The sequence below is a fragment of the Microbacterium meiriae genome (genome assembly GCF_032364335.1).
Lineage (GTDB): Bacteria > Actinomycetota > Actinomycetes > Actinomycetales > Microbacteriaceae > Microbacterium > Microbacterium meiriae.
Map to the genome: position 1 here is coordinate 2,769,873 of NZ_CP133984.1, position 23,758 is coordinate 2,793,630.

Sequence of the window (23,758 nt, forward strand, 5' to 3'; positions counted from 1 at the left end):
ATCAGATGACCTCCGGTGCCAGCGAGACGATCTTCATGAACTTCTTGTCGCGAAGCTCACGGCCGACCGGCCCGAAGATACGGGTGCCGCGGGGCTCCCCGTCGTTCTTCAGGATGACGGCGGCGTTCTCGTCGAACTTGATGTAGGAGCCGTCGGGACGACGGGACTCCTTCTTGGTGCGGACGATGACCGCCTTGACGACGTCGCCCTTCTTGACGTTGCCACCGGGGATCGCGTCCTTGACGGTCGCGACGATGGTGTCGCCCAGACCGGCGTAGCGGCGGCGCGAGCCACCGAGGACGCGGATCGTGAGCAGCTCCTTGGCGCCGGTGTTGTCGGCGACCTTGAGGCGGGACTCCTGCTGAATCACTTGGCCTTCTCCAGAATCTCCACCAGACGCCAGCGCTTGGTGGCGCTCAGCGGGCGGGTCTCGTTGATCAGGACCAGGTCGCCGATGCCGGCGGAGTTCGCCTCATCGTGCGCCTTGACCTTCGACGTCCGGCGGATGACCTTGCCGTAAAGCGGGTGCTTCACGCGGTCCTCGACCTCGACGACGATCGTCTTGTCCATCTTGTCGCTGACGACATAGCCACGGCGGGCCTTGCGGTAGCCGCGGGCAGCGGAGTCGCGGACGTCGTGCTCAGACGACTCGTGTCCTGCGGCCTGCGTCTCCACAGTCGCTTCCTTCTTGGTGGCCATCACTCAGCCTCTTCCTTCGGGGCGTCCTCGGCGGCGTCCGCCTTCTTCGCCTTCGACTTGGTCGCCTTCTTCGCGGGAGCCTCGACCGGAGCGGGCGTCGCACGGATGCCCAGCTCGCGCTCGCGGATCACCGTGTAGAGGCGCGCGATGTCGCGCTTGACGGCGCGGATGCGGCCGTGGCTCTCCAGCTGGCCGGTGGCCGACTGGAAACGGAGGTTGAACAGCTCCTCCTTGGCCTTGCGCAGCTCCTCAACGAGGCGCTGGTCTTCGAACGTGTCGAGCTCTGCCGGAGCGAGCTCCTTGGTGCCGATCGCCATTACGCGTCGCCCTCCTCGCGCTTGATGATGCGTGCCTTGAGCGGCAGCTTGTGGATTGCACGGGTCAGTGCCTCGCGAGCGAGCTGCTCGTCGACACCCGCGACCTCGAAGAGGACGCGGCCCGGCTTGACGTTGGCGACCCACCACTCGGGGGAACCCTTACCGGAACCCATGCGGGTCTCGGCCGGCTTCTTCGTGAGCGGACGGTCCGGGTAGATGTTGATCCACACCTTGCCGCCACGCTTGATGTGACGGGTCATCGCGATACGAGCGGACTCGATCTGACGGTTCGTCACGTACGCGGGGGTGAGGGCCTGGATACCGTACTCGCCGAAGGAGACCTTCGTGCCGCCGGTGGCCTGACCCGAGCGCCCCGGGTGGTGCTGCTTGCGGTACTTGACCTTACGGGGGATGAGCATTATGCCGACGCTCCTTCTGCAACAGGTGCCTCGTTGCGCGGGGCACGGCGGCGGTCACCACGGTCGTCACGGCGCGACTTCGGCGCGTTGGCCTGCTCGCGCGCGAGCTCCTTGGCGGTGAGGTCGCCCTTGTAGATCCACACCTTCACGCCGATGCGGCCGAAGGTGGTCTTGGCCTCGTAGAAGCCGTAGTCGATGTTCGCGCGCAGCGTGTGCAGCGGCACACGACCCTCGCGGTAGAACTCCGACCGGCTCATCTCGGCGCCGCCGAGACGGCCCGAGACCTGGATGCGGATGCCCTTGGCGCCGGCGCGCTGCGCGCCCTGCAGACCCTTGCGCATCGCGCGGCGGAACGCCACACGAGCCGAGAGCTGCTCGGCGATGCCCTGGGCGACCAGCTGAGCGTCGGCCTCGGGGTTCTTGACCTCGAGGATGTTCAGCTGGATCTGCTTGCCCGTGAGCTTCTCGAGGTCGCCGCGGATGCGCTCGGCCTCTGCACCACGACGACCGATCACGATGCCCGGACGGGCGGTGTGGATGTCGACGCGGACGCGGTCACGGGTGCGCTCGATCTCGATGTTCGAGACGCCGGCACGGTCGAGCTGCGTCTGCAGCAGGCGACGGATCTTGATGTCCTCGGCCACGTAGTCGGCGTAACGCTGACCCGGCTTCGTCGAGTCGGAGAACCAGCGCGACACGTGGTCCGTGGTGATGCCGAGGCGGAAGCCGTACGGGTTGACCTTCTGTCCCATTACTTGCTCGCCTTCTTGTTGCTGTCGCCGGCCGCGGCAGGAGCCGCCTCCGGCGTCGAGAGCACGACCGTGATGTGGCTCGTGCGCTTCTTGATCTGGAAAGCGCGACCCTGTGCACGGGGCTGGAAACGCTTGAGCGTCGTGCCCTCGTCGACGTAGGCGTTAGCCACGTACAGGTCCTGCTCGTCGAGGTACTCGCCGTCACGATCCGCCTTGACCTGCGCGTTGGCCATGGCCGACGCGACAAGCTTGTAGATCGGCTCACTGGCGGACTGCTGAGCGAACTTCAGGATCGCCAGAGCCTCCTGGGCCTGCTTGCCCTTGATGAGCGCGACGACACGACGAGCCTTCTGAGGGGTCACGCGGATGTGTCGCACGCGTGCGATGGACTCCACCATTTCTCTCTCCTCTATCGCCACCGCGTCAGCGGCGGCGGCCCTTCTTGTCGTCCTTCTCGTGGCCGCGGAAGGTGCGGGTGGGCGCGAACTCGCCCAGCTTGTGACCGACCATGGTCTCGGAGACAAACACGGGGATGTGCTTGCGACCGTCGTGGACCGCGATCGTGTGACCCAGCATGGCCGGGATGATCATGGACCGGCGGGACCAGGTCTTGATGACGTTCTTCGTGCCGGCTTCGTTCTGCACGACCACCTTGCGAAGCAGGTGCTCGTCGACGAAGGGGCCCTTCTTGAGACTGCGAGGCATCTTCTCTTACTCCTACTTGCGCTTCTTGCCGGCGTTGCGACGACGCACGATGTACTTGTCGCTTTCCTTGTTGGCGTGGCGGGTGCGGCCCTCGGCCTGACCCCACGGGGAGACGGGGTGACGTCCACCGGACGTCTTGCCCTCACCACCACCGTGCGGGTGGTCGACCGGGTTCATCGCGACACCGCGGACGGTCGGGCGGACGCCCTTCCAGCGCATGCGGCCGGCCTTGCCCCAGTTGATGTTCGACTGCTCGGCGTTGCCGACCTCGCCGATGGTCGCGCGGCAGCGCGCATCGACGTTACGGATCTCACCGGAGGGCAGACGCAGCTGGGCGTAGGGGCCGTCCTTGGCGACGAGGCGGACCGATGCACCGGCCGAGCGCGCCATCTTCGCGCCGCCGCCGGGGCGGAGCTCGATGGCGTGGATGACGGTACCCGTCGGGATGTTCTTCAGCGGGAGGTTGTTTCCCGGCTTGATGTCCGCCGCGGGGCCCGACTCGACGATGTCGCCCTGCTTCAGCTTCGCCGGCGCGAGGATGTAGCGCTTCTCGCCGTCGAAGTAGTGCAGCAGCGCGATGCGCGCGGTGCGGTTGGGGTCGTACTCGATGTGCGCGACCTTGGCGTTCACGCCGTCCTTGTCATTGCGACGGAAGTCGATGACGCGGTACTGGCGCTTGTGGCCACCACCGATGTGACGGGTCGTGATGCGGCCCTGGTTGTTGCGACCACCGGTCTTCGAGATCGGGCGCAGCAGCGACTTCTCCGGCGTCGATCGAGTGATCTCGGCGAAGTCAGCCACCGACGAGCCGCGACGGCCCGGGGTCGTGGGCTTGTACTTGCGAATAGCCATGATTGTCCTTTATCCCCCGGATCAGCCGATTGCCGTGAAGATGTCGATGGTGCCCGACTTCAGGCTCACGATGGCGCGCTTGGTGTCCTTACGCTTACCGGTGCCGAAGCGGGTGCGACGGGCCTTGCCGACGCGGTTGATCGTGTTGACGGACGCGACCTTGACGCCGAAGATCTTCTCGATGGCGAGCTTGATCTCGGTCTTCGAAGCGCGCGGGTCGACGAGGAAGGTGTACTTGCCCTCGTCGATCAGGCCGTAGCTCTTCTCGGACACGACCGGCTTCAGGATGATGTCGCGCGGGTCCTTGTTCAGGGCCGTCTGGAGAACAGATGCCTGCTCGCTCATGCGGAGACCTCCTGGTTGGCGCCGGACTTGGAGGCGATGAAGCCCTCGAGCGCGGCCTGGGTGAAGACGATGTCGTCGGAGACGAGCACGTCGTAGGCGTTGAGCTGGTCGTACGACAGCAGGTGCACGTTGCCGAGGTTGCGCAGGCTCTTGAGCGCGAGCTCGTCGCCGCGCTCGATGACCACGAGGACGTTCTTCGACGTGGCGACCTGGGCGAGGAAGCCCGCAGCAGCCTTGGTCGACGGCGCGCCGTCGGTGCCGAACGTGTCGATCGCGTGCAGGCGGTCGCCCCGGAAGCGGTCGCTGAGCGCGCCCAGCAGGGCGGCCGCGATCATCTTCTTGGGGGTGCGCTGCGAGTAGTCGCGCGGCTTCGGGCCGTGCACGATGCCACCGCCGGTCATGTGCGGCGCGCGGATCGAGCCCTGACGGGCGTTACCCGTGCCCTTCTGCTTGAAGGGCTTGCGGCCGGCACCGGAGACCTCACCACGACGCTTGGTCGAGTGCGTGCCCTGGCGAGCCGCCGCGAGCTGCGCGACGACGACCTGGTGGATGAGCGGGATGTTCGTCTTGACGTCGAACAGAGCGGCGGGAAGCTCGACGGAGCCTGCCTTCTTGCCGTCTGCCTTGAGGACGTCGAGCGCGAGAGTGGAGTCAGCCATGGTCAGGCACCCTTCACTGCGTTGCGGACGTAGACGATGCGGCCGCGAGCACCGGGGACGGCGCCCTTGACGAGCATGAGTCCCTTCTCGATGTCGATGGCGTGCACCGTGAGGTTGAGGACGGTCACGCGCTCGCCACCCATACGGCCGGCCATGCGCATGCCCTTGAAGACGCGGCTCGGGGTCGACGATGCGCCGATGGAGCCGGGCTTGCGGTGGTTGCGGTGTGCACCGTGCGATGCCGAGACGCCCTTGAAGTTGTGGCGCTTCATGACACCGGCGGTGCCCTTGCCCTTGCTCGTGCCGACGACGTCGACGAGCTGGCCGGCCTCGAACGTGCCGTCCACCGTGAGCTCCTGGCCCAGGGTGTAGTCGGCGGCGTCGGCCGTGCGGACCTCGGTCACGTGGCGACGCGGCGTGACGCCGGCAGCCTCGAAGTGAGCCGAGAGGGGCTTGTTCACCTTGCGGGGGTCGATCTGGCCGTACGCGATCTGCACGGCGTTGTAGCCGTCCTTCTCGGGGGTACGGATCTGGGTGACCACGTTCGGCGCGAGCTCGATGACGGTGACGGGAACGAGCTTGCCGTTCTCGTTCCAGACCTGGGTCATGCCGAGCTTGGTGCCGAGCATGCCCTTGGAAACCTTGGAGTTGATGTCAACCATGGCGGACCTCAGAGCTTGATCTCGATGTTGACGTCAGCCGGCAGGTCGAGACGCATCAGCGAGTCGACGGCCTTGGGCGTCGGGTCGACGATGTCGATCAGACGCTTGTGGGTGCGCATCTCGAAGTGCTCGCGGCTGTCCTTGTACTTGTGGGGCGACCGGATGACGCACACGACGTTCTTCTCGGTCGGAAGGGGCACGGGGCCGACGACGGTCGCGCCCGCACGGGTCACGGTGTCGACGATCTTGCGTGCGGACGTGTCGATGACCTCGTGGTCATACGACTTCAGGCGAATGCGGATCTTCTGTCCCGCCATTGTCTGCTCTCTCTCTTTCAGCGTCTTACCGTCCTGGACCGGGTGGCCCTGGGGCATTGGACGCACGTCGGCGCTGTTCGCGCCTCGGCACTCGTCTTCTCGGACTCCTCGACCTCGCGGCCCGGGAGCCTGTCGAAGAGGCTGCACCACTGTTCTGCTGTCAGCCGCCCACCCGAAGGTGAACGGATGCCCGACCCCCGCCGCGCACGGCAGTGCCCTCGATGATGAAGGTGTCGGGATTGTGTTCTGCTACCCGCGGCCTAGAACCCTGCAGCCTCCCGGAGGAGGTGCCGTCTATGCACTGCCCTGGCAGTGATCCGGCGCACGCACAGCGGCGACGGAATATCGAACCTGTCTATTCTGCCACGGCGGATTTCACTTCTGCAAACCCGGGCGTGTCGCGCTCACCGGACTCCCAGCGAACCTCGTCGCCGCGGGGGCTCAGCCCGCAGAGGAGCGCGGGGCGAGGCATCCCCATGCCTCGCCCCGCTTGGGGAGGGCGTCCGGTGCGAGGGGGCACACCGAACGCGAGGAATCCGGCGTGAAGGGACGCCGGACGCCTCGACCGAGGGCACGGCGGAAGACCCGCCGCGCAGGCGGGGAGACGCTCAGGCGCACGGAGTGCGCGCGTCGCACGATGATCCCCAAGATCGCTTTCCCCAGTGTGAACGCGGATGACCCGCGTGATTCGGGAGCCGAACCCCTTCGGCGCCCCGACCGCAAGATCCCCAGGCGGTCGAGACGATCCTACTCGATCTCTCGGAGAATCCGCCACATCCGAGGGCGCCGCGCTTCTCCCGACGCGGAAGAGCGGCGGTCCCGGGCACGGGGACCGCCGCTCTTCGCGGAGACGTCCGGCTCTACTCGTTGCCGATGCTCTTGTCAGCGCTCTCGCGGATCTCGTCGATCTTGTCGGCGGCGCCGGGTGCGATCTTCTTCGCGAAGTCGGCGACGCCGTCGAGGACCTTGTCGCTGATGTCCTCGGCCTGCTCGCTCTTGACCGCTTCGGCGAGCTTGTCCTTGTTCTGCTCGTACAGGTCCTTGCCCTTGTTGACGGCGTCCTCGATACCCATGTGAATCCCCTTCGGAGGTTTGTGCGTCCGGCGATCCCGCCGGACCACCTCATTGTGCAGGGCAGAGCCGAGCGACGGAACCCTCGATCCGGAAAACGACAGAGGGGCCGAGCCCGAAGGCTCGACCCCTCTGCGAGGAAGCGGATGCTTACTTGATGATCTTCGTCACCGTACCGGCGCCGACCGTACGACCACCCTCACGGATGGCGAAGCCGAGGCCCTCCTCCATGGCGATCGGCTGGATCAGCTCGACCGTCATGTCGGTGGTGTCGCCGGGCATGACCATCTCGGTGCCCTCGGGCAGCGAGATGACGCCGGTGACGTCCGTGGTGCGGAAGTAGAACTGCGGACGGTAGTTCGTGTAGAAGGGGTTGTGGCGGCCACCCTCGTCCTTGGACAGGATGTAGGCCGTGCCCTCGAAGTTGGTGTGCGGCGTGACCGAACCCGGCTTCACGATGACCTGACCGCGCTCCACGTCCTCGCGCTTGGTGCCGCGGAGGAGCAGACCACAGTTCTCGCCGGCCCATGCCTCGTCGAGCTGCTTGTGGAACATCTCGATACCGGTGACGGTCGTCTTCTGCGTCGGGCGCAGACCCACGATCTCGACCTCGGAGTTGATGGCCAGGGTGCCACGCTCGGCGCGACCCGTGACGACGGTGCCACGACCGGTGATCGTGAAGACGTCCTCGACGGGCATGAGGAACGGCTTGTCGCGGTCACGCTCCGGGTCCGGAACGCTGTCGTCGACAGCCTGCATGAGCTCGAGGATCGCGTCGACCCACTTCTCGTCGCCCTCGAGGGCCTTGAGAGCGGAGACACGGACGACGGGAGCGTTGTCGCCGTCGAAGCCCTGGCTCGAGAGCAGCTCGCGGACCTCGAGCTCGACGAGCTCCAGGATCTCCTCGTCGTCGACCGCGTCGGACTTGTTCAGCGCGACGAGCAGGTAGGGGACGCCGACCTGCTTGGCGAGCAGAACGTGCTCGCGCGTCTGCGCCATCGGGCCGTCGGTGGCAGCGACGACGAGGATCGCGCCGTCCATCTGCGCCGCACCCGTGATCATGTTCTTGACGTAGTCGGCGTGGCCGGGGGCGTCAACGTGTGCGTAGTGGCGCTTCGGGGTCTCGTACTCGATGTGCGAGATGTTGATCGTGATACCGCGCTGGCGCTCTTCCGGCGCCGAGTCGATGGAAGCGAAGTCGCGCTGCACGTTCGTGTCGGACGGGTACTTGTCGGCAAGCACCTTCGAGATCGCTGCGGAGAGCGTGGTCTTGCCGTGGTCGACGTGACCGATCGTTCCGATGTTGACGTGCGGCTTGGTCCGCTCGAACTTGGCCTTAGCCACTGGGTCCTCCTCAGGACGTCGTTGTAGAGGTGCCGGGCACTGGTTTGCGACCGGTTCTCTACGGGTTAGGTTCTCAGTTTAGTAGAGAGGGAATGTGAAGTTGTAGGTGACCTGGGAACCCCGGGTGCGTCGACAGGCTCAGCGACCCAGGGCTCCCAGAAGAATTACTCGCCCTTGGCCTTCTGGACGATCTCGTCGGCCACCGCGCGCGGGACCTCGGCGTAGCTGTCGAACTCCATGGAGTAGACGGCACGGCCCGAGGTCTTCGAGCGCAGGTCGCCGATGTAGCCGAACATCTCGGACAGCGGCACCGCGGCGCGCACGACCTTGACGCCGGCGGCGTCCTCCATCGACTGGATCTGGCCACGACGCGAGTTCAGGTCGCCGATGACGTCGCCCATGTACTCCTCCGGAGTACGGACCTCGACGGCCATCAGCGGCTCGAGCAGCACGGGGTTGGCACGGCGAGCGGCCTCCTTGAAGCCCATGGAGCCCGCGATCTTGAACGCCATCTCCGAGGAGTCGACGTCGTGCGCCGCACCGTCGACGATGGTCGCCTTGACGCCCACCATCGGGTAGCCCGCGAGGACACCGACGTTCATGGCGTCCTGGAAACCGGCGTCGATCGAGCCGATGTACTCGCGCGGGATACGGCCACCGGTGACCGCGTTCACGAACTCGTACGTCTTCTCGCCGTCGAGCTCGAGCGGCTCGATGTTGAACTGGATCTTGGCGAACTGGCCCGATCCACCGGTCTGCTTCTTGTGCGTGTAGTCGTGCTTCTCGACGGCCTTGCGGATCGTCTCGCGGTACGCGACCTGCGGCTTGCCGACGTTCGCCTCGACGCGGAACTCGCGCTTCATGCGGTCCACGAGGATGTCGAGGTGCAGCTCGCCCATGCCCTTGATGGTCGTCTGACCGGTCTCGGGGTTGAGCTCCGTGCGGAAGGTCGGGTCCTCCTCAGCGAGCTTCTGGATCGCGAGACCCAGCTTCTCCTGGTCGGCCTTGGTCTTCGGCTCGATGGCGACCTCGATCACCGGCTCCGGGAACGTCATCGACTCGAGGACGACCGGCTGCGCGATGTCGGCGAGGGTGTCACCGGTGGTGGTGTCCTTCAGGCCGATGACGGCGTAGATGTTGCCGGCGGTCAGCTTGTCGACCGGGTTCTCCTTGTTGGCGTGCATCTGGAAGATCTTCCCGATGCGCTCCTTCTTGCCCTTGGTCGAGTTGATGACCTGGGCACCCGACTCGAGCTCGCCCGAGTAGACGCGCACGTACGTCAGACGACCGAAGAACGGGTGCACGGCGACCTTGAAGGCCAGGGCCGCGAACGGGTCCTTCGCGTCGGGGTGACGCTCGATGATCTTCTCCTCGTCCTTCGGGTCGTGCGCCTCGATGGCGGGCACGTCCAGCGGGGACGGGAGGTAGTCGACGACGGCGTCCAGCATCGGCTGCACACCGCGGTTCTTGAAGGCGGAGCCGCAGAGGACCGGGTAGATCTCGCTGGCGACGACCATCTTGCGGATGGCGCCCTTGATCTCCGCGACGGTGAGCTCCTCGCCGCCGAAGAACTTCTCGAGAAGCTCCTCGTCGGTCTCGGCGACCGTCTCCAGCAGCTGCTGGCGGTAGTCCTCGGCCTTGTCCTTGAGGTCGGCCGGGATCTCCTGCACCTCGTAGGAGGCGCCCATGGTCACGTCACCCTTGGCGTCGCCGGGCCAGACCAGAGCACGCATCTCGACGAGGTCGATGACGCCGACGAAGTCGTTCTCGGCACCGATCGGGAGCTGCAGCACCAGCGGCTTCGCGCCGAGGCGGTTGATGATCGTGTCGACCGTGAAGTAGAAGTCCGCGCCGAGCTTGTCCATCTTGTTGACGAAGCAGATGCGGGGGACGTTGTACTTGTCGGCCTGACGCCACACGGTCTCGGACTGGGGCTCGACGCCCTCCTTGCCGTCGAACACGGCGACCGCGCCGTCGAGGACGCGGAGCGAGCGCTCCACCTCGACCGTGAAGTCCACGTGACCGGGGGTGTCGATGATGTTGATCTGGTTCTTGTTCCAGAAGCAGGTCACGGCGGCAGACGTGATCGTGATGCCGCGCTCCTTCTCCTGCTCCATCCAGTCGGTGGTCGACGCGCCGTCGTGCGTCTCGCCGAGCTTGTGGTTGACGCCCGTGTAGAACAGGATGCGCTCGGTCGTCGTGGTCTTGCCGGCATCGATGTGCGCCATGATGCCGATGTTGCGGACCTTGCTCAGGTCCGTGAGCACGTCTTGTGCCACAGGAGTGTCCTTATCTATTGGAGCAGCAGGTGTACTGCGAAGAGGGGGTGCGACGGGCCCAGGAACGCGGAAGGGTCCCTGAGCCCGTCGAAGGGGTTACCAGCGGTAGTGAGCGAACGCGCGGTTCGACTCGGCCATCTTGTGGGTGTCCTCACGGCGCTTGACCGCGGCACCCAGGCCGTTCGACGCGTCCAGGATCTCGTTCTGGAGACGCTCGGTCATCGTCTTCTCACGACGACCCTTGGCGTAGCTCACGAGCCAGCGCAGCGCGAGGGTGTTCGCACGGTGCGGCTTGACCTCGACCGGAACCTGGTAGGTCGAGCCACCGACACGGCGGCTGCGGACCTCGAGCGTGGGGCGCACGTTGTCGAGCGCCTTCTTCAGGGTGGCGACGGCGTCCTGGCCGTTCTTCGCCTCGACGCCGCGGAGGGCGCCGTAGACGATCGACTCGGCCAGCGACTTCTTGCCGTCGACGAGGATCTTGTTCACCAGCGAGGTGACGATCGGTGCGCCGTAGACCGGGTCGTTGACGACGGGGCGCTTGGGGGCGGGACCCTTACGAGGCATCTAACTCAACCCTTCTTCGCGCCGTAGCGGGAACGAGCCTGCTTACGGTTCTTGACGGCCTGGGTGTCCAGGGCACCACGGACGATCTTGTAACGCACACCGGGGAGGTCCTTCACACGACCGCCGCGGACGAGCACCAGGGAGTGCTCCTGCAGGTTGTGGCCCTCACCGGGGATGTACGCGGTGACCTCGGTCCCGTTGCGGAGCTTCACACGAGCGACCTTGCGCATCGCCGAGTTCGGCTTCTTCGGGGTGGTGGTGTAGACGCGGGTGCAGACCCCGGCCTGCTGCGGGTTCGCCTTGAGCGCGGGTGCCTTGGTCTTCGTGACCTTGGGCGAGCGACCCTTGCGAACCAACTGCTGAATGGTTGGCACGTTCTCTCCTCATAGTGCTGCACGGTGACAGCGTGATGGGTTTCACATCATGACCCACCGGCACGCCGGAACCGACGAGCTTTTGGTGTGGTGGGTATGCCGTGGGGGCGGACCGGCGAGGTGCCGACGCCCAGCGCGCACGTCAGGACGTGCACACACCTGATCAAGTGTAATGCCGCGTAACCTGACGGTCAAATGACGGTCGCGCTCCGCGGCGCCGCCCGAAGTCAGGGGATGTCGGGGTCGAACGGCGAGTCCAGCGACTCCGTGAGCTCGGCCAGGAGCGCTTCGATCTGCGGCTCGACGTGTCGCGACACCGCCGCCTGGATCGTGATCCGGTGTCGGAGCAGGATCCCGCAGATCTCGCGCCCGACGAGGTTCGCGTATTCGTCCGCCAAGGCGACTTCCTGTCGCAGAGCGGTCTTGGCCTCGTCCGACAGCGGGGGCAGGGGCGGCAACTCGGCGGCCGAATCGTCGGCGAGACCGGCGATCGTGAAGAGGAAGGGGGCGCCCGGCACCGGCTCCGGATCCAGCGGCATGCCCTCGAACTCGGGATCGAGGTCCTCCGTCGGCCGGTAGCTGCGAGCCCGGTTGCGCGCGGCCTGCTGATCGAGTTCACGCTGCAGGGTCGGCAGGTTGCGCGCGGTGTACTCCGCGACCGCGTGGTCGACGATCGTCTTGATGCGCGTCGACAGGCCGTGCTGGACGCCATGCGGTGTGGTGCCCGCGATGCCTGCGGCGGCGAGGATGGGCGAGCCGAGGCAGCGCCGGCACGGCGCCGTGCGGCCGCGGTGCGTCGCCGGCTCCCAGCGCGGCACCCAGCGCAACCAGGCCTCGACGGCCTGGTCGACCTGCGTCTCCAATGAGCGCTCCACCCCACCAGCGTACGGCGCGTCGCCGCTCACCGTGCGGATTTGCGGGGTGTCACTCCTCCTCGTCGCGCTCCCACGGCCATCGCGGCTGCGCCGACCTCGTCCGGCGGAGGGCGATGCCGCCCCACGCCGCCACCGCCGCCGCGGCGAGGAGCACGATGCTCGCGCCACCGCGGACGAGGTCGCCGGCGACGGCCGTGGCCACGACCACATCGCTCGTCGCGACGAGCACGGCGATCCAGACGGTGATCAGGTGCACCAGCGCCGTGAGCAGGGCGATCACCGGAGCAGAGCCGAAGGAGGCATGCCCTCGTCGCACCGTCGCCCAGAGGACGAGCGCGAAGACCACCACGGCCGCGACCATGCCCGACACTCCGGGCACCTGGCCAAGACCCGGAACGCCGATGATGTCCCGGTCGGTGGCGACGCTCAGCGCACCGAGACCGAAGACGGCGAGGGCGAAGAAGGCGATGGTGGCCATCACCGCCGCGAGGACAGCCGAAACCCCCGCGGACTCGGGCCCGCGGGGGTTCGGTGTAGTGGTGTTCGTGATTACCTCGACAGGGTGGGACCGGCCTCGAGGGTGCGCTCGTACTCGCGCTGCGCCTCCTCGTTCAGCTCGGTCTTGCGGGCACCGCTGCGGGCCACCCAGGCGCCGAACCAGATGGTGAGCTCGCGGGCGAAGACGAAGGCCGCGATGGCGAGCGGGGCCAACAGCTGCTCCCCCGCGACTTCGAGACCCTGCGATGCGGTGAGCTTCCAGAAGGGCGCCTCGAAGAGCTGACCCAGGATGTGCCCGGCGTAGGCGATGAGCCCGACAACGATGCCGAACACCACCCACAGGCCCCAGCGGCCGCGGTTGATGATGGCTCCGAGGAGCCAGAAGCCGAGGAAGAACACGACCACCGGGGTCCAGAACCCCCAGGTGAGCAGCGGGGCGACGAGCGCCTCGCCGATGTTCTCCCCGTTCACGTCGCCGGCGAGGGCGCCGAGGCCGAGCGTGGTGGCGAGGTAGAGCAGCGCGAAGGCGACGGTGGCGAGCAGGCCGATCGCGCCGGCGGTGCCCCGGTTGCCGCGCTCGCGCGGCGGCTCCGGTGCCTGCACGAAGATCGGCTGCGGCTGCTGCGGGGCGGCGGCCGCGCCGTTCGTGAGCGGCTCGGACGGCACGATCCTGGTGTCGGTGTCGTCGGCGTGCGACGCGTAGGCTGCGCCGGCCATGGCCGACTCCTCGTGCGCGGGAGTGCTCGGCGTGGAGTACAGCGAGGTCTCCGGCGTCGCGTACAGCGAGGTCTCCGGGGTGGCATCGCGGCGGTCGGCGTCGCGGAGGCCCGCCTCACGGCCATCGGCGTCGAAGCGGTCGCCGTCGGTGCGCGGGGGCGCCGGGGCGGCGGAGCTGAAAGTACCGGGGTGGTCCCGCTCGGCGGCCTCGAACGCGGCGAGATCGGGATCGATGGCGGGCTCCTGACGCGTCGCGGCCTGGTCGGCCGCAGGCTCGGAGGAGGCCGCGGTGGTGTCTGCGGCGCGGGAGTCATCCGCACGTGCGTCGTCGGCGTGGCCGGGGACATCTCCGCGGGCCGCCGCCGCGGCGTCGAGACCGGCGTTCGCGCTGCCGACGACGTCGTCGACGTCGTTCGACTTCTCGGGCTGACGAGCCTCGGGATCACTCATGGGGTGCGCCTCTCATCGGGGATGTGCAGTGCGAGATTACCGCCGCGGCTCCCGACGCTTCCTTAGGCGTGCCGACGTGTCGCCATACGCGTGCTTCCGCGGGTCTGCGCGATTCACGGGAAGGTGTTGCGGAGGGCGTCCCCGGCGAACTGCGCGAGGATCGGCACCATCGGCAATGAGAGCCAGACGAGTCCGGCGACGATCCCTGCGCACACGATGCCGGCGAACCAGCTCATCCCGAGGTTTCGTCCCCCCACTCGCGCCATGGTCCCACCGTAGGCCCCAGCCCCCGCGCGGGTGCGGAGCAACGCCGCGTCGAGGTGGTGTCGCTCAGCGGGTGCCGCGGCCGCGCATCCGCCACAGCAGCCAGAGTCCCGAGATCGGTACCAGCAGTCCGCCCAGCAGGAGGAGGAGGTGGCATTCGCCGAAAGCGGGGACGAGCGGGTTCACCACCTCCGACATCACGTCGCCGTCGCTCGAGCTGCCGGACGCCGACCCGGTGGAGAATCCGGTCATCGTTGAGGCGATCAGGAAGGACAGCCCGGTGGCGACGAAGGGCACCAGGATCGCGACGGCCTTCTCCCACGTGCGCCACAGCGGACTGAGGCTCACGAGCACCGCGCCCACGAACCAGCCGATGACCGGCACCACGATTCCGCCGAAGCTCAGGGTGAGCGCGGCCGCGATCGCGAAACCCCGCGTCGCGGTCGTCGGCGTGCGCGGAGCCGAGGGCGCGGGGGCGGGCGCGGGGAGCACGAGGGGCGGCGCCGTCGGCACCTCGTCCTCCGCCTCGCGGGCGATCCCCCTCGGATCTCCCAGGCGGTCGATCCGCTCCGCGGTCGCTGCCGCGTCGAGCCCGTCGAGCTCCTCCGCGATCCCGCCACGGATGTCGGAGGCGACACCGTGCGGAAGTCCGCGCATCGCCTCGTCGAGCCGGGCCAGGTAGTCGTCACGCAGCTCGGCTGCGGTCTTCTCGGTCATGGTCATCCTTCCCCCACCATGCCCGTGACGGCACGGGCGAACGGCGCCCACTGCGCCCGGAAGCGCGCGAGCTGATCGATACCGGCATCCGTGAGCCGGTAGTACTTGCGCGCCGGACCGCTCTCGGACGGCCGGTCGAACGTCGTCACCCAGCCGTTGTCCCGCAAGCGCCCGAGCAGCGGGTAGAGCGTGCCGATGCTGGCGATCAGCCCGGCTCCGGTGAGTGCCTCCGACAGCTGCCAGCCGTACATGGGCTCACGCGAGAGCAAGCCGAGCACGCAGTACTCGACCACTCCTTTGCGCATCTGCGCCCCGACGTCAGCTGTCATGCCTCACAAGGTAGCATGTGACGCACGCTAGCACCGAACGGTGCGAGATCAGCCCTTGGTCGCCCCCGCGGTCAGACCGCCCACGATGTACTTCTGCAGGAAGAGGAACAGCACCATCACCGGTATCGCCGCCATGACCGCACCGGCGGAGAAGGCCGACCAGTCGGCGTAGCGGGGGTTCGCCACCAGCTTGGTCAGACCGACGACGAGGGTCTGCTGATCCACGTCGACCAGCATGACGCTGGCGATCACGTACTCGTTCACCGTGCCGATGAAGGAGAGCAGACCGACGACCGCGAGGATCGGGGCGACCAGGCGCAGGATGATCGTGAAGAAGATCCGCGCGTGCCCCGCGCCGTCGATGCGGGCGGCCTCGTCGATCTCCTTCGGGATCGTGTTGAAGAACCCGTACATGAGGTAGGTGTTCACGCCCAGCGCGCCGCCGAGGTACACCAGGATCAGCCCCGTATGCGTGTTCAGGCCGATCGCCGGGAACCAGTCCCCCAGCGTCGACATCAGCAGGAAGATCGCGACGACCGCGAGCAGCTGCGGGAACATCTGCACCACGACGATGGTGACCAGTCCCACGCGGCGCCCGGCGAAGCGCATGCGGGAGAACGCATATGCCGCACAGGCTCCGATGAAGACAGTGACCGCGCCCGTCACGACCGCGATGAGCAGGGTGTTCAGGAACCACGTTCCATACGGGTTCTGCGGGTCGCTGAGGATGCGCCCGTAGCTGTCGATCCCGATGGCCGAGAAGAGCTGGTTCGACCCGGTGAGCGTGCCCTGCGGGTTGAGCGACGCCGACACGACGTACAGGAGCGGGAAGAGGGCGAAGGCGCTCACCACGATGGCGACGAGGTGGCGCCATCCGGTGTCGGCGAACCAGGCGCCGAACGAGCGACGCGGCGGGGCGGTGCGGCGGGCGGTGGCGGTGCTGCGGACGGTGCTCATGTCAGTTCAGCTCCTCGAGGGCCTTGGTCTTGCGGAAGCTGATGATCGAGATCGTCGCGACCACGACGAAGATCAGGATCGTGAAGGCGGAGGCGAGTCCGTAATCACGGGTCTGTCCGGTGAAGGCCACCTTGTAGACCATCGAGATCAGGATGTCGGTGTGGCCCACGGGGATCGACACATCGCTGAAGCGCGGGCCGCCCTTGGTGAGCATGTAGATCAGGTTGAAGTTGTTGAAGTTGAACGCGAACGACGAGATCAGCAGCGGCGCGACGGTCACCAGCAGCAGCGGCAGCTTGATCCGGCGGAAGACCTGCCACGGGTTCGCGCCGTCCATCACGGCGGCCTCGTTGACGTCCTCCGGGATGCCCTGCAGCGCCCCCATGCAGACGAGGAACATGTACGGGAAGCCGAGCCAGAGGTTCACCAGCAGCACGGAGACCTTCGCCAGCACCGGGTCGGTGAGCCACGGGATGGCCGCGCCGCCGAACAGCACCTGGTTGATGAACCCGAAGCTCTCGTTCATCATCCCGGCCCAGACGAGCGCGGAGAGGAACGCGGGGAAGGCGTACGGGAGGATGAGGATGATCCGGTAGCCGTTGCGGAAGCGCATCCGGGTGTTGTTGAAGACGAGCGCGAGCAGCAGTCCGAGGAAGAAGGTCGTCGCGACCGAGACGAGCGCGAAGACGAACGTCCAGATGGTGACGGAGATGAGCGGACCGCGGATGGACTCGTCGGTCACCGCGCGGACGAAGTTGTCGACGCCGACCGTGGTCTGCCAGCCGGGTAGCAGCTGCTCGCCGTCCGCCGCGGTGAACGCGCCGTCGCCCGTGTCGCTGTAGACCGTGCCGGTCGCGGTGTCCGTGATCGTGTCGGCATCGGCGTCATATGCCAGCGTCGAGACATACAGGTAGCCGTTCTGCCCGTCGGGGGCGCGGAGGCTGCCCTCATTGGGGTCGTCGCTGAACGGGACCGAGAGCTGCTCCAGCTCCTCCGACAGCGTGAAGACGGTGGCGAGCGGAAGCGTGGTCCACCCGTCCACGGCGACGGCCTTGCCGCCTTCGAACTCCGCATCGACCTCGGTGAGGGGCTGCTCCGCGGTACCGAGGAGGGCGTCGCCGTCCTCAGGATCCGTGACGAGGAGGCCGTAGGTGCCGAACTGCTCGACCACCGTGACGGGATAGGTCGGAGAGTCCTCGACGCGCTCCTGCGCGGAGGCGAGCAGCGACGAGATCGCCTGCTCCTTGCTCCCGTTGTGGCCGGTGCCGTAGTTCGTGAAGCCGATGTAGCCCGTGTAGAGGAGCGTGAAGACCTGGAACAGGACCAGGAAGATGATGCCGGGGGTGAGGTACTTCGCCGCGATGCGCTTGCGGGAGAAGTAGATGTAGTTGACGACGACCGTCACCGCGACGACGAGGCCGAGCACGAGCCACTCCCGCTGCACGAGCAGCACGAACACGGCGTAGACGGCGATCGCGTCCACGATCGCCAGCAACAGGATCTTGAGCAGCATCCATCCGAGGGGTCGGGAGGCCGCCTCGGCGATCTTCGCCGCCTGGCGCTGCCGAGGCGTGGGGGGCGCGGTGCGCTCTTCGGTGTCTGTCATGTCGTCCTCGTCATGGTCCTGCCGGGGCGGGCTGGGCGGCCCGCCCCGGCAGGGTCGTCATCTGGTCAGCCGTTACTCGATCGCGGCGGTCACGTCATCGACGAGCTTCTGCCACGTCGCCTGCGGGTCCTCGCCGTTGATGATGGCGGCCTCGGCCACACCCCAGAACTGCCAGACCGCACCCATGGCGGGGATCGCCGGCATGGGGACCGCGTCGGCACCGACGGCCTGGAAGCCGGCGATGATCGGGTCGGACGCCGCGGTGTCGGCGGCAGCCGTGAGGGCCGGGAGGACGTTGCCGGCCCTGAACAGCTCCAGCTGCACGTCCTCCGTGCCGAGGTAGTTGACGAGGAAGTCGTTCGCGGCGACCTTGTTCTTCGACTCGGCGCTCACGAAGAAGCCCTTGACGCCGGCGAACGGCGAGGCCGTCTCGCCCGTCGGGCTCGGGATCGGGTCGATCTCGACGTTGATGCCCGCATCGGTGGCCGCGCCCACGTTCCACGGACCGGTCAGCCACAAGGCGGCGGTGCCGTCGAGGAACTGCTGCTTGGCGATCTCGCCGTCGATGTCGGTGTTCAGCGTGCCTGCGGCGCCCTGCGCACCCAGCCAGTCGGCGAAGGCGAAGCCGCCCTCGCTGCCGAGCTGCAGGTCGGTGGGGTCGTAGCTGCCGCTGTCGTCGGTGCCGAAGACCGGTGCATCGAAGGCGGTCTGGAACGGGTACAGGTGGTACGGGTTGCCCTCGGCGCCCTGCTCCACGACGAACGTGCCCTTCGAGACCATGTCGTCGAAGCTCGTCGCGGGCTCGGGGACGAGGTCGGCGTTGCGCAGCACGGCGATGTTCTCGACGGCGTACGGAAGCATGTAGACGGTGCCCTCGTAGGTCGCCGCCTGGAGGGCGACGGGGAGGTAGTCCTCCGAGCTGTCGCCGAGCTCGATCGGCGCGACGACACCGTTGGTCGAGAGCTCGCCGAGCCAGTCGTGAGCGCCCATGACCACGTCGGGGCCCTTGCCGGTCGGGACCTGCTGGATGAAGTCGTCCTTCATGTCGTCGACGGACTTCCCCACCAGCTTGACCGTGACACCGGTCTTCTCCTGGTACGCGTCCGCCGCGCCCTGCAGCGCGTCGACCCGCTCGGCGTCGACCCAGACGGTCAGCGTGCCGCCGCTGTCTCCACCGGAGGAAGAGTCGTCGCCGCCGGAGCCGGTCGAGCAGCCGGCGAGCGTCAGAGCCGAAACGATGGCGATGGCGCCCGTGGCGACCATGCCCCTCTTTTTCACCTTCATTGGTGTGTGCCTCTCTCAGTGCTGAGCGCCTGCAAGACTGCAAGCGCTTACAGTATGCATCGTTTCGAGAGGCGATCACAATCCGCGAACGCGCTGATATCAACCTGTGATCGGCCCGACGCGAGGCACGCGTTATGAAAACGCTTCCATATCGGCCAGAGGTCAGACCTTTCGAGGCTCCGCGGCAGAGTCTGCGGGGTTCCGCAAGGGGCTCATCTGCGAGAGCATCGCCGGATGGGATTCCACGTTCGACCGTCTGCTGCCGCCCTCGCCGTCGTCCTGTCCGCGGTCGCACTCAGCGGGTGCACGGCTGCGGGAGGCGCATACTCCGTGCTCGATCGCGAAGCCGAGGCACGGGACGAGGTTCCTGCCGATCTGCCCGGCTACGCGTGGGACGACGTGGACCAGGCGACAGCCCGGTTCGTCGGAGAAGGCAACGGGACGTCCCTGTGGCTCGCTCGCGCTCGTGACGATGCCGCAGCGTGTCTCCTCGCCTACGTCGACGCTGACACGTGGGTGATCGGGTGCGGTGGGAACGGGGCCCCTTTCTCGATCGGAGGCGTCACGGGCACGTTCACCGTGGTCCCCGACGATGCGCCTGCTCCAGACGGGATGACTCGGGTGTCCGACAACGTCTACACGGCGACCGGAAGCTAGCGGGCCCCGGCCCGGGCGGGTACCGGAGGGTCAGCGCGCGCCGGCCTCGACACCGCGATGCGGCGCATCGCCGATGACTCGGTCGATCCAGCCACGCCGCGGCAATGCTGCGATGACCTCTCGAGAGAACCAGCCCAGTTCGACGATCTCGTCCATGTCCGGTGCCGGATCGCTGAGCAGTTCGCACTCGTAGGCGACCGTGACGTAGCCGACCTGGTCGCCGTTCGGGTAGGTCACCGCCATCGGGTCGCCACCGTATGCGCCGATCAACCCCGTGATTCGAAGACGCGCTCCCGTCTCCTCGAGGACTTCACGGGCGACCGCGTCCGCAGGATCTTCGCCGGGCTCGATCCCGCCCCCGAGCAGACTCCACGTGCCGGAGTGCGCGTGCCGGGCCAGCAGGAACTGCTCGCCATCGCGGATGACGGCGGTGACGCCGGGCAGAAGGAGGAAGTCGTGCCTCGCCCACGGGACTTTCCGCACACCCGCGGATACAGTTGAGTCATGGCTGACAGTTCCTTTGACATCGTCTCGAAAGTGGATCGCCAGGAGGCCGAGAACGCCCTGAACCAGGCGCGCAAAGAGGTGGAGCAGCGCTACGACTTCAAGGGGACCGGCGCTTCGATCGCCTGGAGCGGCGAGCAGATCCTCATCACCGCGAACACGGAGGAGCGCGCGAACGCCGTCCTCGACGTTTTCCAGTCCAAGCTCATCAAGCGCGGCATCTCGCTGAAGAGCCTCGACTCGGGCGAGCCCTTCGCCAGCGGCAAGGAGTTCCGCATCCTGTCGAGCCTGAAGGACGGCATCTCGTCCGAGAACGCGAAGAAGATCGGCAAGATCATCCGCGATGAGGGCCCCAAGGGCGTGAAGAGCCAGATCCAGGGCGACGAGCTGCGCGTGCAGTCCAAGAGCCGCGACGACCTTCAGTCCGTGATCGCGCTCCTCAAGGGCAGCGACCTCGACATCGATCTGCAGTTCATCAACTACCGGTAAGCACCCGCTCTGACCAGGGATTTTTGGATCTAGGTCCGCATCTAGTCCGCATTTCCTCGATCACTCCGCCCTATTCGGCATCATGTATTGCTTGCCGTCCATTCCGGTGACGACGAACGGCGCCGGCAGTTCGGCGTCGATCGAACCGGCCACCAGGCGGGGCACTCGATCAATGACTAGCGAGGTGACTCTGATCTTTCCCGCAGCCTCAAGAGTGCGTGCGGCACGACGGATCGCGTTCTGCTCTGCATGCGACTGACCGGCATGCGTGAGCTGCACCACCCCCCCATCCGCTACTAGATCAAGGATTCTGCGCTGCCAGACCCCGGGGCCTCGAGACATTCGCCACTCCTAAGTGTTGTGCTGAACCAAATGCTACAGCACAACACTTAGCTGGAGGACTCTAACCGAAGACCTGAGCCATAAACATGGCCGTCGCGGAGCGCGTCTTGTCCTCCGCAGACGGCCACAAGTGACTGTAGACATCCAACGTGATCGACGGTTGCGCATGCCCCAATGCCCGCTGCACCGTCACCACGTCACAGCCCGACGCGATCAGGTTAGACGCGAACGTGTGGCGGAGTGCGTGCAGCGTGATCCCTTCGTCGAGGCCAAGAGCTTTACGGACCTTGCGCCACTCATGTCCAGCGTTGTTCCGGTTGTACAGGTGCCCGCGCGGGGTTCGGAACAGGAACGCATCAGATGAGACGCGTGTCTCGCGTGCCAGCATCTCGACGAGCTCCCGCGGCACGAACACATCGCGCTCCGAACCCGCCTTCGGTGGCGCCACCTTGGTGGATGGAACAGAGGTGCCCTGCACCTGCCGACGAACCGCGATCGTTCCCCGGTCGACGTCGATATCGCCCGCCTGTAGCCCCGCGGCCTCACCCAACCGCAAGCCCGCGAAAGCGCACACTGCAACGAACAGGCGGAACTCCCCCGCCGCCTCGAGTGCTGCCGCCACCTGATCTGGAGTCAGGATCTTGATAGCCGTCTCGGCCTTTTGCTTCCGTGGCGTCTTAACTCGCAATGCAGGGTTTCGTGCGATCACCTGATTGTCGACCGCCGCCCGGAACGCCATCTGCACGTAGTTCAGTCGGGTGCGGATCGTCGAAGCGGCCAACCCCCGATCCCGCTCGACAGTCACCCAGCCCTGGACATCGGCCTGCTTGATATCGCGGATAGAGCGGCGACGCCACGGTACTGACTCCACCGCCGTCAGCGCCGCGCTATGGGTTCCCGGCGCCCACACCTGCATCGCCATCCACGACGACACCCATTCATCCCACGAGACGCGGCCGGCAGCCGGATCCGCCCACTGCCCCGTCACCACTGCGGCCGTCTGCTCGTCTAGCCACCTCTGAGCCTCGCGCTTCGTCTTCCGATGCGCTGAGTGCTCCTTGCCATTCTGATCGCGGTAGCGCGCGCGCCAGACCCCGTTAGGCCTCTGCTTGATGCTCGACACGCCTAGTCCCATCTCCACCGTCTAGAAGGTCGTAGATATCGCCCTCCAACTCCGCGATCCACTCCGCATATGGGGAGTCCGGCGGAATTCGGCCGTCTTCCCGCATTCGGCGAACACTGCTGAGGACCTCGTCCGCCGACTCTGCGCCAATCTTGAAACTCCTGTTGGCGGCAAGCAGTTGACCTCTCACATCTCGGAGCGCAGCGAGGGCTTCGGGCCCGCCATCGCCACCGCTGATCATCAGAGGCAAGGTCACATTGAAGACCCGGGCGAGAGCGAGGGCTTCGTTCAGACGGATCGGACGTTCAAGCTTCTCGGTTCGGCTCACGGTCATCTGTGAGTAGCTGGGCCACCCGGCGGCGACCATTCGGCGCGCCAGCTCGCCCTGACTCCAACCGCGGTCTTCCCGCAGTCTCTGGACGGCTTGGGCGAAAGCGGCTTCTTCAGTGTGTTCCACATATCGAGTCTCCCACACAAGTGTGGGGGTGTTGCAGAATCGTTGGAGAGTATGCAATACTGTTTGCACGCCACAATTTTGATGGAAGGAGAACGCATGACCCTCACCGCACTGCCGGAGCCTGAACTGCTCACGGTCGAGGAGGTCGCCGAACTGACCCGACGCACGCCCGCGTCGGTTCGATGGCTCATCCACACGAACCAGATCAAGTCCGGCAAGATCGCCGGTCGTCGACTTGTCCGCCGCTCGGACCTCAACGAGTTCATCGAAGCGGGGTTCACGGACGCAGGATGACCCATACCGCCAAGCGGGCGAAGTTGGACCCGCGCGACGTTGACAGGCTCATCGTCTACGCGATGAACGAACTAGAACGTCACGGAATGTCATTCGTCAATGACAGCGGCTTGTTGGTGTGCATCGGCACCTCAACCGGCCAAATGGCTCGGCTCGCCCGAGATGCCTTGCGGATCTTCGGTCCCGAGAAGGCCCGCCAAACCATCGACGAACACATAGCCAATCTGATCGAGGTAGAACGCGAGTCCTACCGATCCGGCACTAGCCGACCCAAAAGGAAAACCGCCGTCCTGCGGCAACAGGGCGACGGTCGAAGTCACATCGAAGGGAACCGAAAATGACTGGTAACACCAGTATCGCAGATGCGCGCGCCAACCGCACCTTGTTGGCAGCGGGGGCGGAGAGTACATCGGCAACTCCACCCCCGACCCGCCGCGATCCCGGCTGGGACGAGTACTCGGCAACCTACCTGCGTGCTCACCCCGAGGTGTCAGCCGCGGCGCCCTCGTGGACCGAGGAGCTCGAGTTCCTGGACATCGAAGACGAGGTGGAGGGGACTGTCTTCTCCTTCTCTCGGACCATCCGGGATGTCGAGCTTTACGGCGGGGGACGCCTCCACCCGGACGGCCGCGTCGAGCTCTACGACAACGGGGTGCCGAACATCTATATCCGTGAGGAGCTGCGCGCCGACCAAGACCCGGACGTCGCGCGTTGGGCGATGGATGTGGCAGAAGACCTCGTGGCCGCCGCGTTGTTATTGCGAGCAGAGCCGAAGTTGTTGCGGCGGCCCGCTCAGGTCGACGCCGAGTTGCAGAGGCTGGACATCTGATGGC

At 66.6% G+C, this 23,758-nt stretch carries 35 protein-coding genes; 5 read left to right on the forward strand and 30 right to left on the reverse strand.

What is annotated here, in order from left to right; genetic code table 11:
- Window position 1 precedes the first annotated feature (1 nt).
- The 26 genes from rplN to RI211_RS13550 form a co-directional block, all read right to left on the reverse strand.
- On the reverse strand, window positions 2-370 hold the full coding sequence (gene rplN, locus RI211_RS13425; RefSeq protein WP_315637788.1) for a 50S ribosomal protein L14: 369 nt from the start codon (window positions 368-370) through the stop codon (window positions 2-4).
- On the reverse strand, window positions 367-699 hold the full coding sequence (rpsQ, locus tag RI211_RS13430) for a 30S ribosomal protein S17 (RefSeq protein ID WP_021201120.1): 333 nt from the start codon (window positions 697-699) through the stop codon (window positions 367-369). The genes rplN and rpsQ overlap by 4 nt, the downstream gene beginning before the upstream one ends.
- On the reverse strand, window positions 699-1,016 hold the full coding sequence (gene rpmC / locus RI211_RS13435; protein ID WP_025102401.1) for a 50S ribosomal protein L29: 318 nt from the start codon (window positions 1,014-1,016) through the stop codon (window positions 699-701). The genes rpsQ and rpmC overlap by 1 nt, the downstream gene beginning before the upstream one ends.
- Window positions 1,016-1,435: a 50S ribosomal protein L16 gene (gene rplP, locus RI211_RS13440; RefSeq protein ID WP_187662252.1), complete on the reverse strand. Its 420-nt coding sequence runs from the start codon at window positions 1,433-1,435 to the stop codon at window positions 1,016-1,018. Before rplP ends, rpmC begins: the two co-directional genes overlap by 1 nt.
- Complete coding sequence (gene rpsC, locus RI211_RS13445; protein WP_025102403.1) at window positions 1,435-2,187, reverse strand: 30S ribosomal protein S3; 753 nt, start codon at window positions 2,185-2,187, stop codon at window positions 1,435-1,437. Before rpsC ends, rplP begins: the two co-directional genes overlap by 1 nt.
- Window positions 2,187-2,585 (reverse strand): 50S ribosomal protein L22, encoded by a 399-nt coding sequence (rplV, locus tag RI211_RS13450; protein WP_060927232.1) that lies wholly within the window; start codon window positions 2,583-2,585, stop codon window positions 2,187-2,189. The genes rpsC and rplV overlap by 1 nt, the downstream gene beginning before the upstream one ends.
- A 25-nt stretch (window positions 2,586-2,610) precedes the next feature.
- Complete coding sequence (rpsS, locus tag RI211_RS13455) at window positions 2,611-2,892, reverse strand: 30S ribosomal protein S19 (protein WP_017201589.1); 282 nt, start codon at window positions 2,890-2,892, stop codon at window positions 2,611-2,613.
- Between the two features lie 12 nt (window positions 2,893-2,904).
- Entirely contained in the window at window positions 2,905-3,744 is an 840-nt protein-coding gene (gene rplB / locus RI211_RS13460) for a 50S ribosomal protein L2 (protein WP_025102405.1), read from the reverse strand.
- A 21-nt stretch (window positions 3,745-3,765) separates the two neighbouring features.
- The gene (rplW, locus tag RI211_RS13465) at window positions 3,766-4,089 is read right to left on the reverse strand and encodes a 50S ribosomal protein L23 (protein WP_025102406.1); all 324 of its coding nucleotides are present in this window, start codon (window positions 4,087-4,089) and stop codon (window positions 3,766-3,768) included.
- Window positions 4,086-4,748: a 50S ribosomal protein L4 gene (gene rplD, locus RI211_RS13470; protein ID WP_187662253.1), complete on the reverse strand. Its 663-nt coding sequence runs from the start codon at window positions 4,746-4,748 to the stop codon at window positions 4,086-4,088. The genes rplW and rplD overlap by 4 nt, the downstream gene beginning before the upstream one ends.
- A 2-nt stretch (window positions 4,749-4,750) precedes the next feature.
- Complete coding sequence (gene rplC / locus RI211_RS13475; RefSeq protein WP_025102408.1) at window positions 4,751-5,410, reverse strand: 50S ribosomal protein L3; 660 nt, start codon at window positions 5,408-5,410, stop codon at window positions 4,751-4,753.
- Window positions 5,411-5,418: 8 nt separating this feature from the next.
- Window positions 5,419-5,727 carry a 30S ribosomal protein S10 gene (gene rpsJ / locus RI211_RS13480; protein WP_017201594.1) on the reverse strand — a complete coding sequence of 103 codons (309 nt, stop codon included), beginning with the start codon at window positions 5,725-5,727 and terminating at the stop codon, window positions 5,419-5,421.
- 860 nt (window positions 5,728-6,587) lie between these two features.
- On the reverse strand, window positions 6,588-6,800 hold the full coding sequence (locus RI211_RS13485) for a hypothetical protein (RefSeq protein WP_062632875.1): 213 nt from the start codon (window positions 6,798-6,800) through the stop codon (window positions 6,588-6,590).
- 148 nt (window positions 6,801-6,948) lie between these two features.
- Window positions 6,949-8,142, reverse strand: coding sequence for an elongation factor Tu (tuf, locus tag RI211_RS13490; protein ID WP_025102410.1), 1,194 nt, complete (start codon window positions 8,140-8,142; stop codon window positions 6,949-6,951).
- A gap of 164 nt (window positions 8,143-8,306) precedes the next feature.
- Window positions 8,307-10,421: an elongation factor G gene (gene fusA / locus RI211_RS13495; RefSeq protein ID WP_025102411.1), complete on the reverse strand. Its 2,115-nt coding sequence runs from the start codon at window positions 10,419-10,421 to the stop codon at window positions 8,307-8,309.
- Between the two features lie 96 nt (window positions 10,422-10,517).
- Window positions 10,518-10,988 (reverse strand): 30S ribosomal protein S7, encoded by a 471-nt coding sequence (gene rpsG / locus RI211_RS13500; protein WP_017201608.1) that lies wholly within the window; start codon window positions 10,986-10,988, stop codon window positions 10,518-10,520.
- A gap of 5 nt (window positions 10,989-10,993) precedes the next feature.
- The gene (gene rpsL / locus RI211_RS13505; RefSeq protein WP_018187369.1) at window positions 10,994-11,362 is read right to left on the reverse strand and encodes a 30S ribosomal protein S12; all 369 of its coding nucleotides are present in this window, start codon (window positions 11,360-11,362) and stop codon (window positions 10,994-10,996) included.
- A 227-nt stretch (window positions 11,363-11,589) separates the two neighbouring features.
- Window positions 11,590-12,237, reverse strand: coding sequence for a hypothetical protein (locus RI211_RS13510; RefSeq protein ID WP_062765222.1), 648 nt, complete (start codon window positions 12,235-12,237; stop codon window positions 11,590-11,592).
- A 49-nt stretch (window positions 12,238-12,286) separates the two neighbouring features.
- On the reverse strand, window positions 12,287-12,715 hold the full coding sequence (locus RI211_RS13515) for a DUF6121 family protein (RefSeq protein WP_259954480.1): 429 nt from the start codon (window positions 12,713-12,715) through the stop codon (window positions 12,287-12,289).
- Between the two features lie 71 nt (window positions 12,716-12,786).
- Entirely contained in the window at window positions 12,787-13,902 is a 1,116-nt protein-coding gene (locus RI211_RS13520; protein ID WP_315637787.1) for an acyltransferase family protein, read from the reverse strand.
- 113 nt (window positions 13,903-14,015) lie between these two features.
- Window positions 14,016-14,168 carry a hypothetical protein gene (locus RI211_RS13525; protein WP_177173821.1) on the reverse strand — a complete coding sequence of 51 codons (153 nt, stop codon included), beginning with the start codon at window positions 14,166-14,168 and terminating at the stop codon, window positions 14,016-14,018.
- Window positions 14,169-14,232: 64 nt separating this feature from the next.
- Complete coding sequence (locus tag RI211_RS13530) at window positions 14,233-14,883, reverse strand: HAAS signaling domain-containing protein (protein WP_315637786.1); 651 nt, start codon at window positions 14,881-14,883, stop codon at window positions 14,233-14,235.
- A 2-nt stretch (window positions 14,884-14,885) separates the two neighbouring features.
- Window positions 14,886-15,212 carry a PadR family transcriptional regulator gene (locus RI211_RS13535; RefSeq protein WP_168429038.1) on the reverse strand — a complete coding sequence of 109 codons (327 nt, stop codon included), beginning with the start codon at window positions 15,210-15,212 and terminating at the stop codon, window positions 14,886-14,888.
- 48 nt (window positions 15,213-15,260) lie between these two features.
- Window positions 15,261-16,169 (reverse strand): sugar ABC transporter permease, encoded by a 909-nt coding sequence (locus RI211_RS13540; RefSeq protein ID WP_315637785.1) that lies wholly within the window; start codon window positions 16,167-16,169, stop codon window positions 15,261-15,263.
- Window position 16,170: 1 nt separating this feature from the next.
- A complete protein-coding gene (gene malF, locus RI211_RS13545) occupies window positions 16,171-17,775 on the reverse strand; it encodes a maltose ABC transporter permease MalF (protein ID WP_315637784.1) in 1,605 nt (534 codons plus the stop codon).
- 72 nt (window positions 17,776-17,847) lie between these two features.
- Window positions 17,848-19,059 (reverse strand): sugar ABC transporter substrate-binding protein, encoded by a 1,212-nt coding sequence (locus RI211_RS13550; protein WP_315637783.1) that lies wholly within the window; start codon window positions 19,057-19,059, stop codon window positions 17,848-17,850.
- 234 nt (window positions 19,060-19,293) lie between these two features.
- Between RI211_RS13550 and RI211_RS13555 the strand changes: the two genes are divergently transcribed.
- Window positions 19,294-19,716 carry a hypothetical protein gene (locus RI211_RS13555; RefSeq protein WP_315637782.1) on the forward strand — a complete coding sequence of 141 codons (423 nt, stop codon included), beginning with the start codon at window positions 19,294-19,296 and terminating at the stop codon, window positions 19,714-19,716.
- A gap of 30 nt (window positions 19,717-19,746) precedes the next feature.
- Here the strand turns inward: RI211_RS13555 and RI211_RS13560 are convergent, their stop codons facing one another.
- Entirely contained in the window at window positions 19,747-20,199 is a 453-nt protein-coding gene (locus RI211_RS13560; protein ID WP_315637781.1) for an NUDIX domain-containing protein, read from the reverse strand.
- Window positions 20,200-20,220: 21 nt separating this feature from the next.
- Between RI211_RS13560 and RI211_RS13565 the strand changes: the two genes are divergently transcribed.
- Entirely contained in the window at window positions 20,221-20,709 is a 489-nt protein-coding gene (locus RI211_RS13565) for a YajQ family cyclic di-GMP-binding protein (protein ID WP_187662263.1), read from the forward strand.
- A 60-nt stretch (window positions 20,710-20,769) separates the two neighbouring features.
- Here RI211_RS13565 and RI211_RS13570 read toward each other — a convergent pair whose 3' ends face one another.
- The 3 genes from RI211_RS13570 to RI211_RS13580 form a co-directional block, all read right to left on the reverse strand.
- Complete coding sequence (locus RI211_RS13570) at window positions 20,770-20,991, reverse strand: hypothetical protein (RefSeq protein WP_315637780.1); 222 nt, start codon at window positions 20,989-20,991, stop codon at window positions 20,770-20,772.
- A gap of 121 nt (window positions 20,992-21,112) precedes the next feature.
- Complete coding sequence (locus RI211_RS13575) at window positions 21,113-22,174, reverse strand: tyrosine-type recombinase/integrase (RefSeq protein ID WP_315637779.1); 1,062 nt, start codon at window positions 22,172-22,174, stop codon at window positions 21,113-21,115.
- Window positions 22,149-22,631, reverse strand: coding sequence for a helix-turn-helix domain-containing protein (locus RI211_RS13580; RefSeq protein ID WP_315637778.1), 483 nt, complete (start codon window positions 22,629-22,631; stop codon window positions 22,149-22,151). The genes RI211_RS13575 and RI211_RS13580 overlap by 26 nt, the downstream gene beginning before the upstream one ends.
- Window positions 22,632-22,727: 96 nt before the next feature.
- Here RI211_RS13580 and RI211_RS13585 point away from each other — a divergent pair, with 96 nt between their 5' ends.
- Genes RI211_RS13585 through RI211_RS13595 form a run of 3 tightly spaced genes read left to right on the forward strand, consistent with a single transcriptional unit; the run spans window position 22,728 to window position 23,754 of the window.
- The gene (locus RI211_RS13585) at window positions 22,728-22,925 is read left to right on the forward strand and encodes a helix-turn-helix domain-containing protein (RefSeq protein WP_315637777.1); all 198 of its coding nucleotides are present in this window, start codon (window positions 22,728-22,730) and stop codon (window positions 22,923-22,925) included.
- On the forward strand, window positions 22,922-23,266 hold the full coding sequence (locus RI211_RS13590; protein WP_315637776.1) for a hypothetical protein: 345 nt from the start codon (window positions 22,922-22,924) through the stop codon (window positions 23,264-23,266). The genes RI211_RS13585 and RI211_RS13590 overlap by 4 nt, the downstream gene beginning before the upstream one ends.
- Complete coding sequence (locus tag RI211_RS13595) at window positions 23,263-23,754, forward strand: hypothetical protein (protein WP_315637775.1); 492 nt, start codon at window positions 23,263-23,265, stop codon at window positions 23,752-23,754. The genes RI211_RS13590 and RI211_RS13595 overlap by 4 nt, the downstream gene beginning before the upstream one ends.
- Window positions 23,755-23,758 lie beyond the last annotated feature (4 nt).

Coding starts and splice junctions, on each gene's coding strand:
- rpsQ (WP_021201120.1), bottom strand. CDS start 699: ATGGCCACCAAGAAGGAAGCGACTGTGGAGACGCAGGCCGCAGGACAC.
- rpmC (WP_025102401.1), bottom strand. CDS start 1,016: ATGGCGATCGGCACCAAGGAGCTCGCTCCGGCAGAGCTCGACACGTTC.
- rplP (WP_187662252.1), bottom strand. CDS start 1,435: ATGCTCATCCCCCGTAAGGTCAAGTACCGCAAGCAGCACCACCCGGGG.
- rpsC (WP_025102403.1), bottom strand. CDS start 2,187: ATGGGACAGAAGGTCAACCCGTACGGCTTCCGCCTCGGCATCACCACG.
- rplV (WP_060927232.1), bottom strand. CDS start 2,585: ATGGTGGAGTCCATCGCACGCGTGCGACACATCCGCGTGACCCCTCAG.
- rpsS (WP_017201589.1), bottom strand. CDS start 2,892: ATGCCTCGCAGTCTCAAGAAGGGCCCCTTCGTCGACGAGCACCTGCTT.
- rplB (WP_025102405.1), bottom strand. CDS start 3,744: ATGGCTATTCGCAAGTACAAGCCCACGACCCCGGGCCGTCGCGGCTCG.
- rplW (WP_025102406.1), bottom strand. CDS start 4,089: ATGAGCGAGCAGGCATCTGTTCTCCAGACGGCCCTGAACAAGGACCCG.
- rplD (WP_187662253.1), bottom strand. CDS start 4,748: ATGGCTGACTCCACTCTCGCGCTCGACGTCCTCAAGGCAGACGGCAAG.
- rplC (WP_025102408.1), bottom strand. CDS start 5,410: ATGGTTGACATCAACTCCAAGGTTTCCAAGGGCATGCTCGGCACCAAG.
- rpsJ (WP_017201594.1), bottom strand. CDS start 5,727: ATGGCGGGACAGAAGATCCGCATTCGCCTGAAGTCGTATGACCACGAG.
- RI211_RS13485 (WP_062632875.1), bottom strand. CDS start 6,800: ATGGGTATCGAGGACGCCGTCAACAAGGGCAAGGACCTGTACGAGCAG.
- rpsG (WP_017201608.1), bottom strand. CDS start 10,988: ATGCCTCGTAAGGGTCCCGCCCCCAAGCGCCCCGTCGTCAACGACCCG.
- RI211_RS13515 (WP_259954480.1), bottom strand. CDS start 12,715: ATGGCCACCATCGCCTTCTTCGCCCTCGCCGTCTTCGGTCTCGGTGCG.
- RI211_RS13520 (WP_315637787.1), bottom strand. CDS start 13,902: ATGAGTGATCCCGAGGCTCGTCAGCCCGAGAAGTCGAACGACGTCGAC.
- RI211_RS13525 (WP_177173821.1), bottom strand. CDS start 14,168: ATGGCGCGAGTGGGGGGACGAAACCTCGGGATGAGCTGGTTCGCCGGC.
- RI211_RS13530 (WP_315637786.1), bottom strand. CDS start 14,883: ATGACCGAGAAGACCGCAGCCGAGCTGCGTGACGACTACCTGGCCCGG.
- RI211_RS13535 (WP_168429038.1), bottom strand. CDS start 15,212: ATGACAGCTGACGTCGGGGCGCAGATGCGCAAAGGAGTGGTCGAGTAC.
- RI211_RS13540 (WP_315637785.1), bottom strand. CDS start 16,169: ATGAGCACCGTCCGCAGCACCGCCACCGCCCGCCGCACCGCCCCGCCG.
- malF (WP_315637784.1), bottom strand. CDS start 17,775: ATGACAGACACCGAAGAGCGCACCGCGCCCCCCACGCCTCGGCAGCGC.
- RI211_RS13550 (WP_315637783.1), bottom strand. CDS start 19,059: ATGAAGGTGAAAAAGAGGGGCATGGTCGCCACGGGCGCCATCGCCATC.
- RI211_RS13555 (WP_315637782.1), top strand. CDS start 19,294: ATGGGATTCCACGTTCGACCGTCTGCTGCCGCCCTCGCCGTCGTCCTG.
- RI211_RS13565 (WP_187662263.1), top strand. CDS start 20,221: ATGGCTGACAGTTCCTTTGACATCGTCTCGAAAGTGGATCGCCAGGAG.
- RI211_RS13585 (WP_315637777.1), top strand. CDS start 22,728: ATGACCCTCACCGCACTGCCGGAGCCTGAACTGCTCACGGTCGAGGAG.
- RI211_RS13590 (WP_315637776.1), top strand. CDS start 22,922: ATGACCCATACCGCCAAGCGGGCGAAGTTGGACCCGCGCGACGTTGAC.
- RI211_RS13595 (WP_315637775.1), top strand. CDS start 23,263: ATGACTGGTAACACCAGTATCGCAGATGCGCGCGCCAACCGCACCTTG.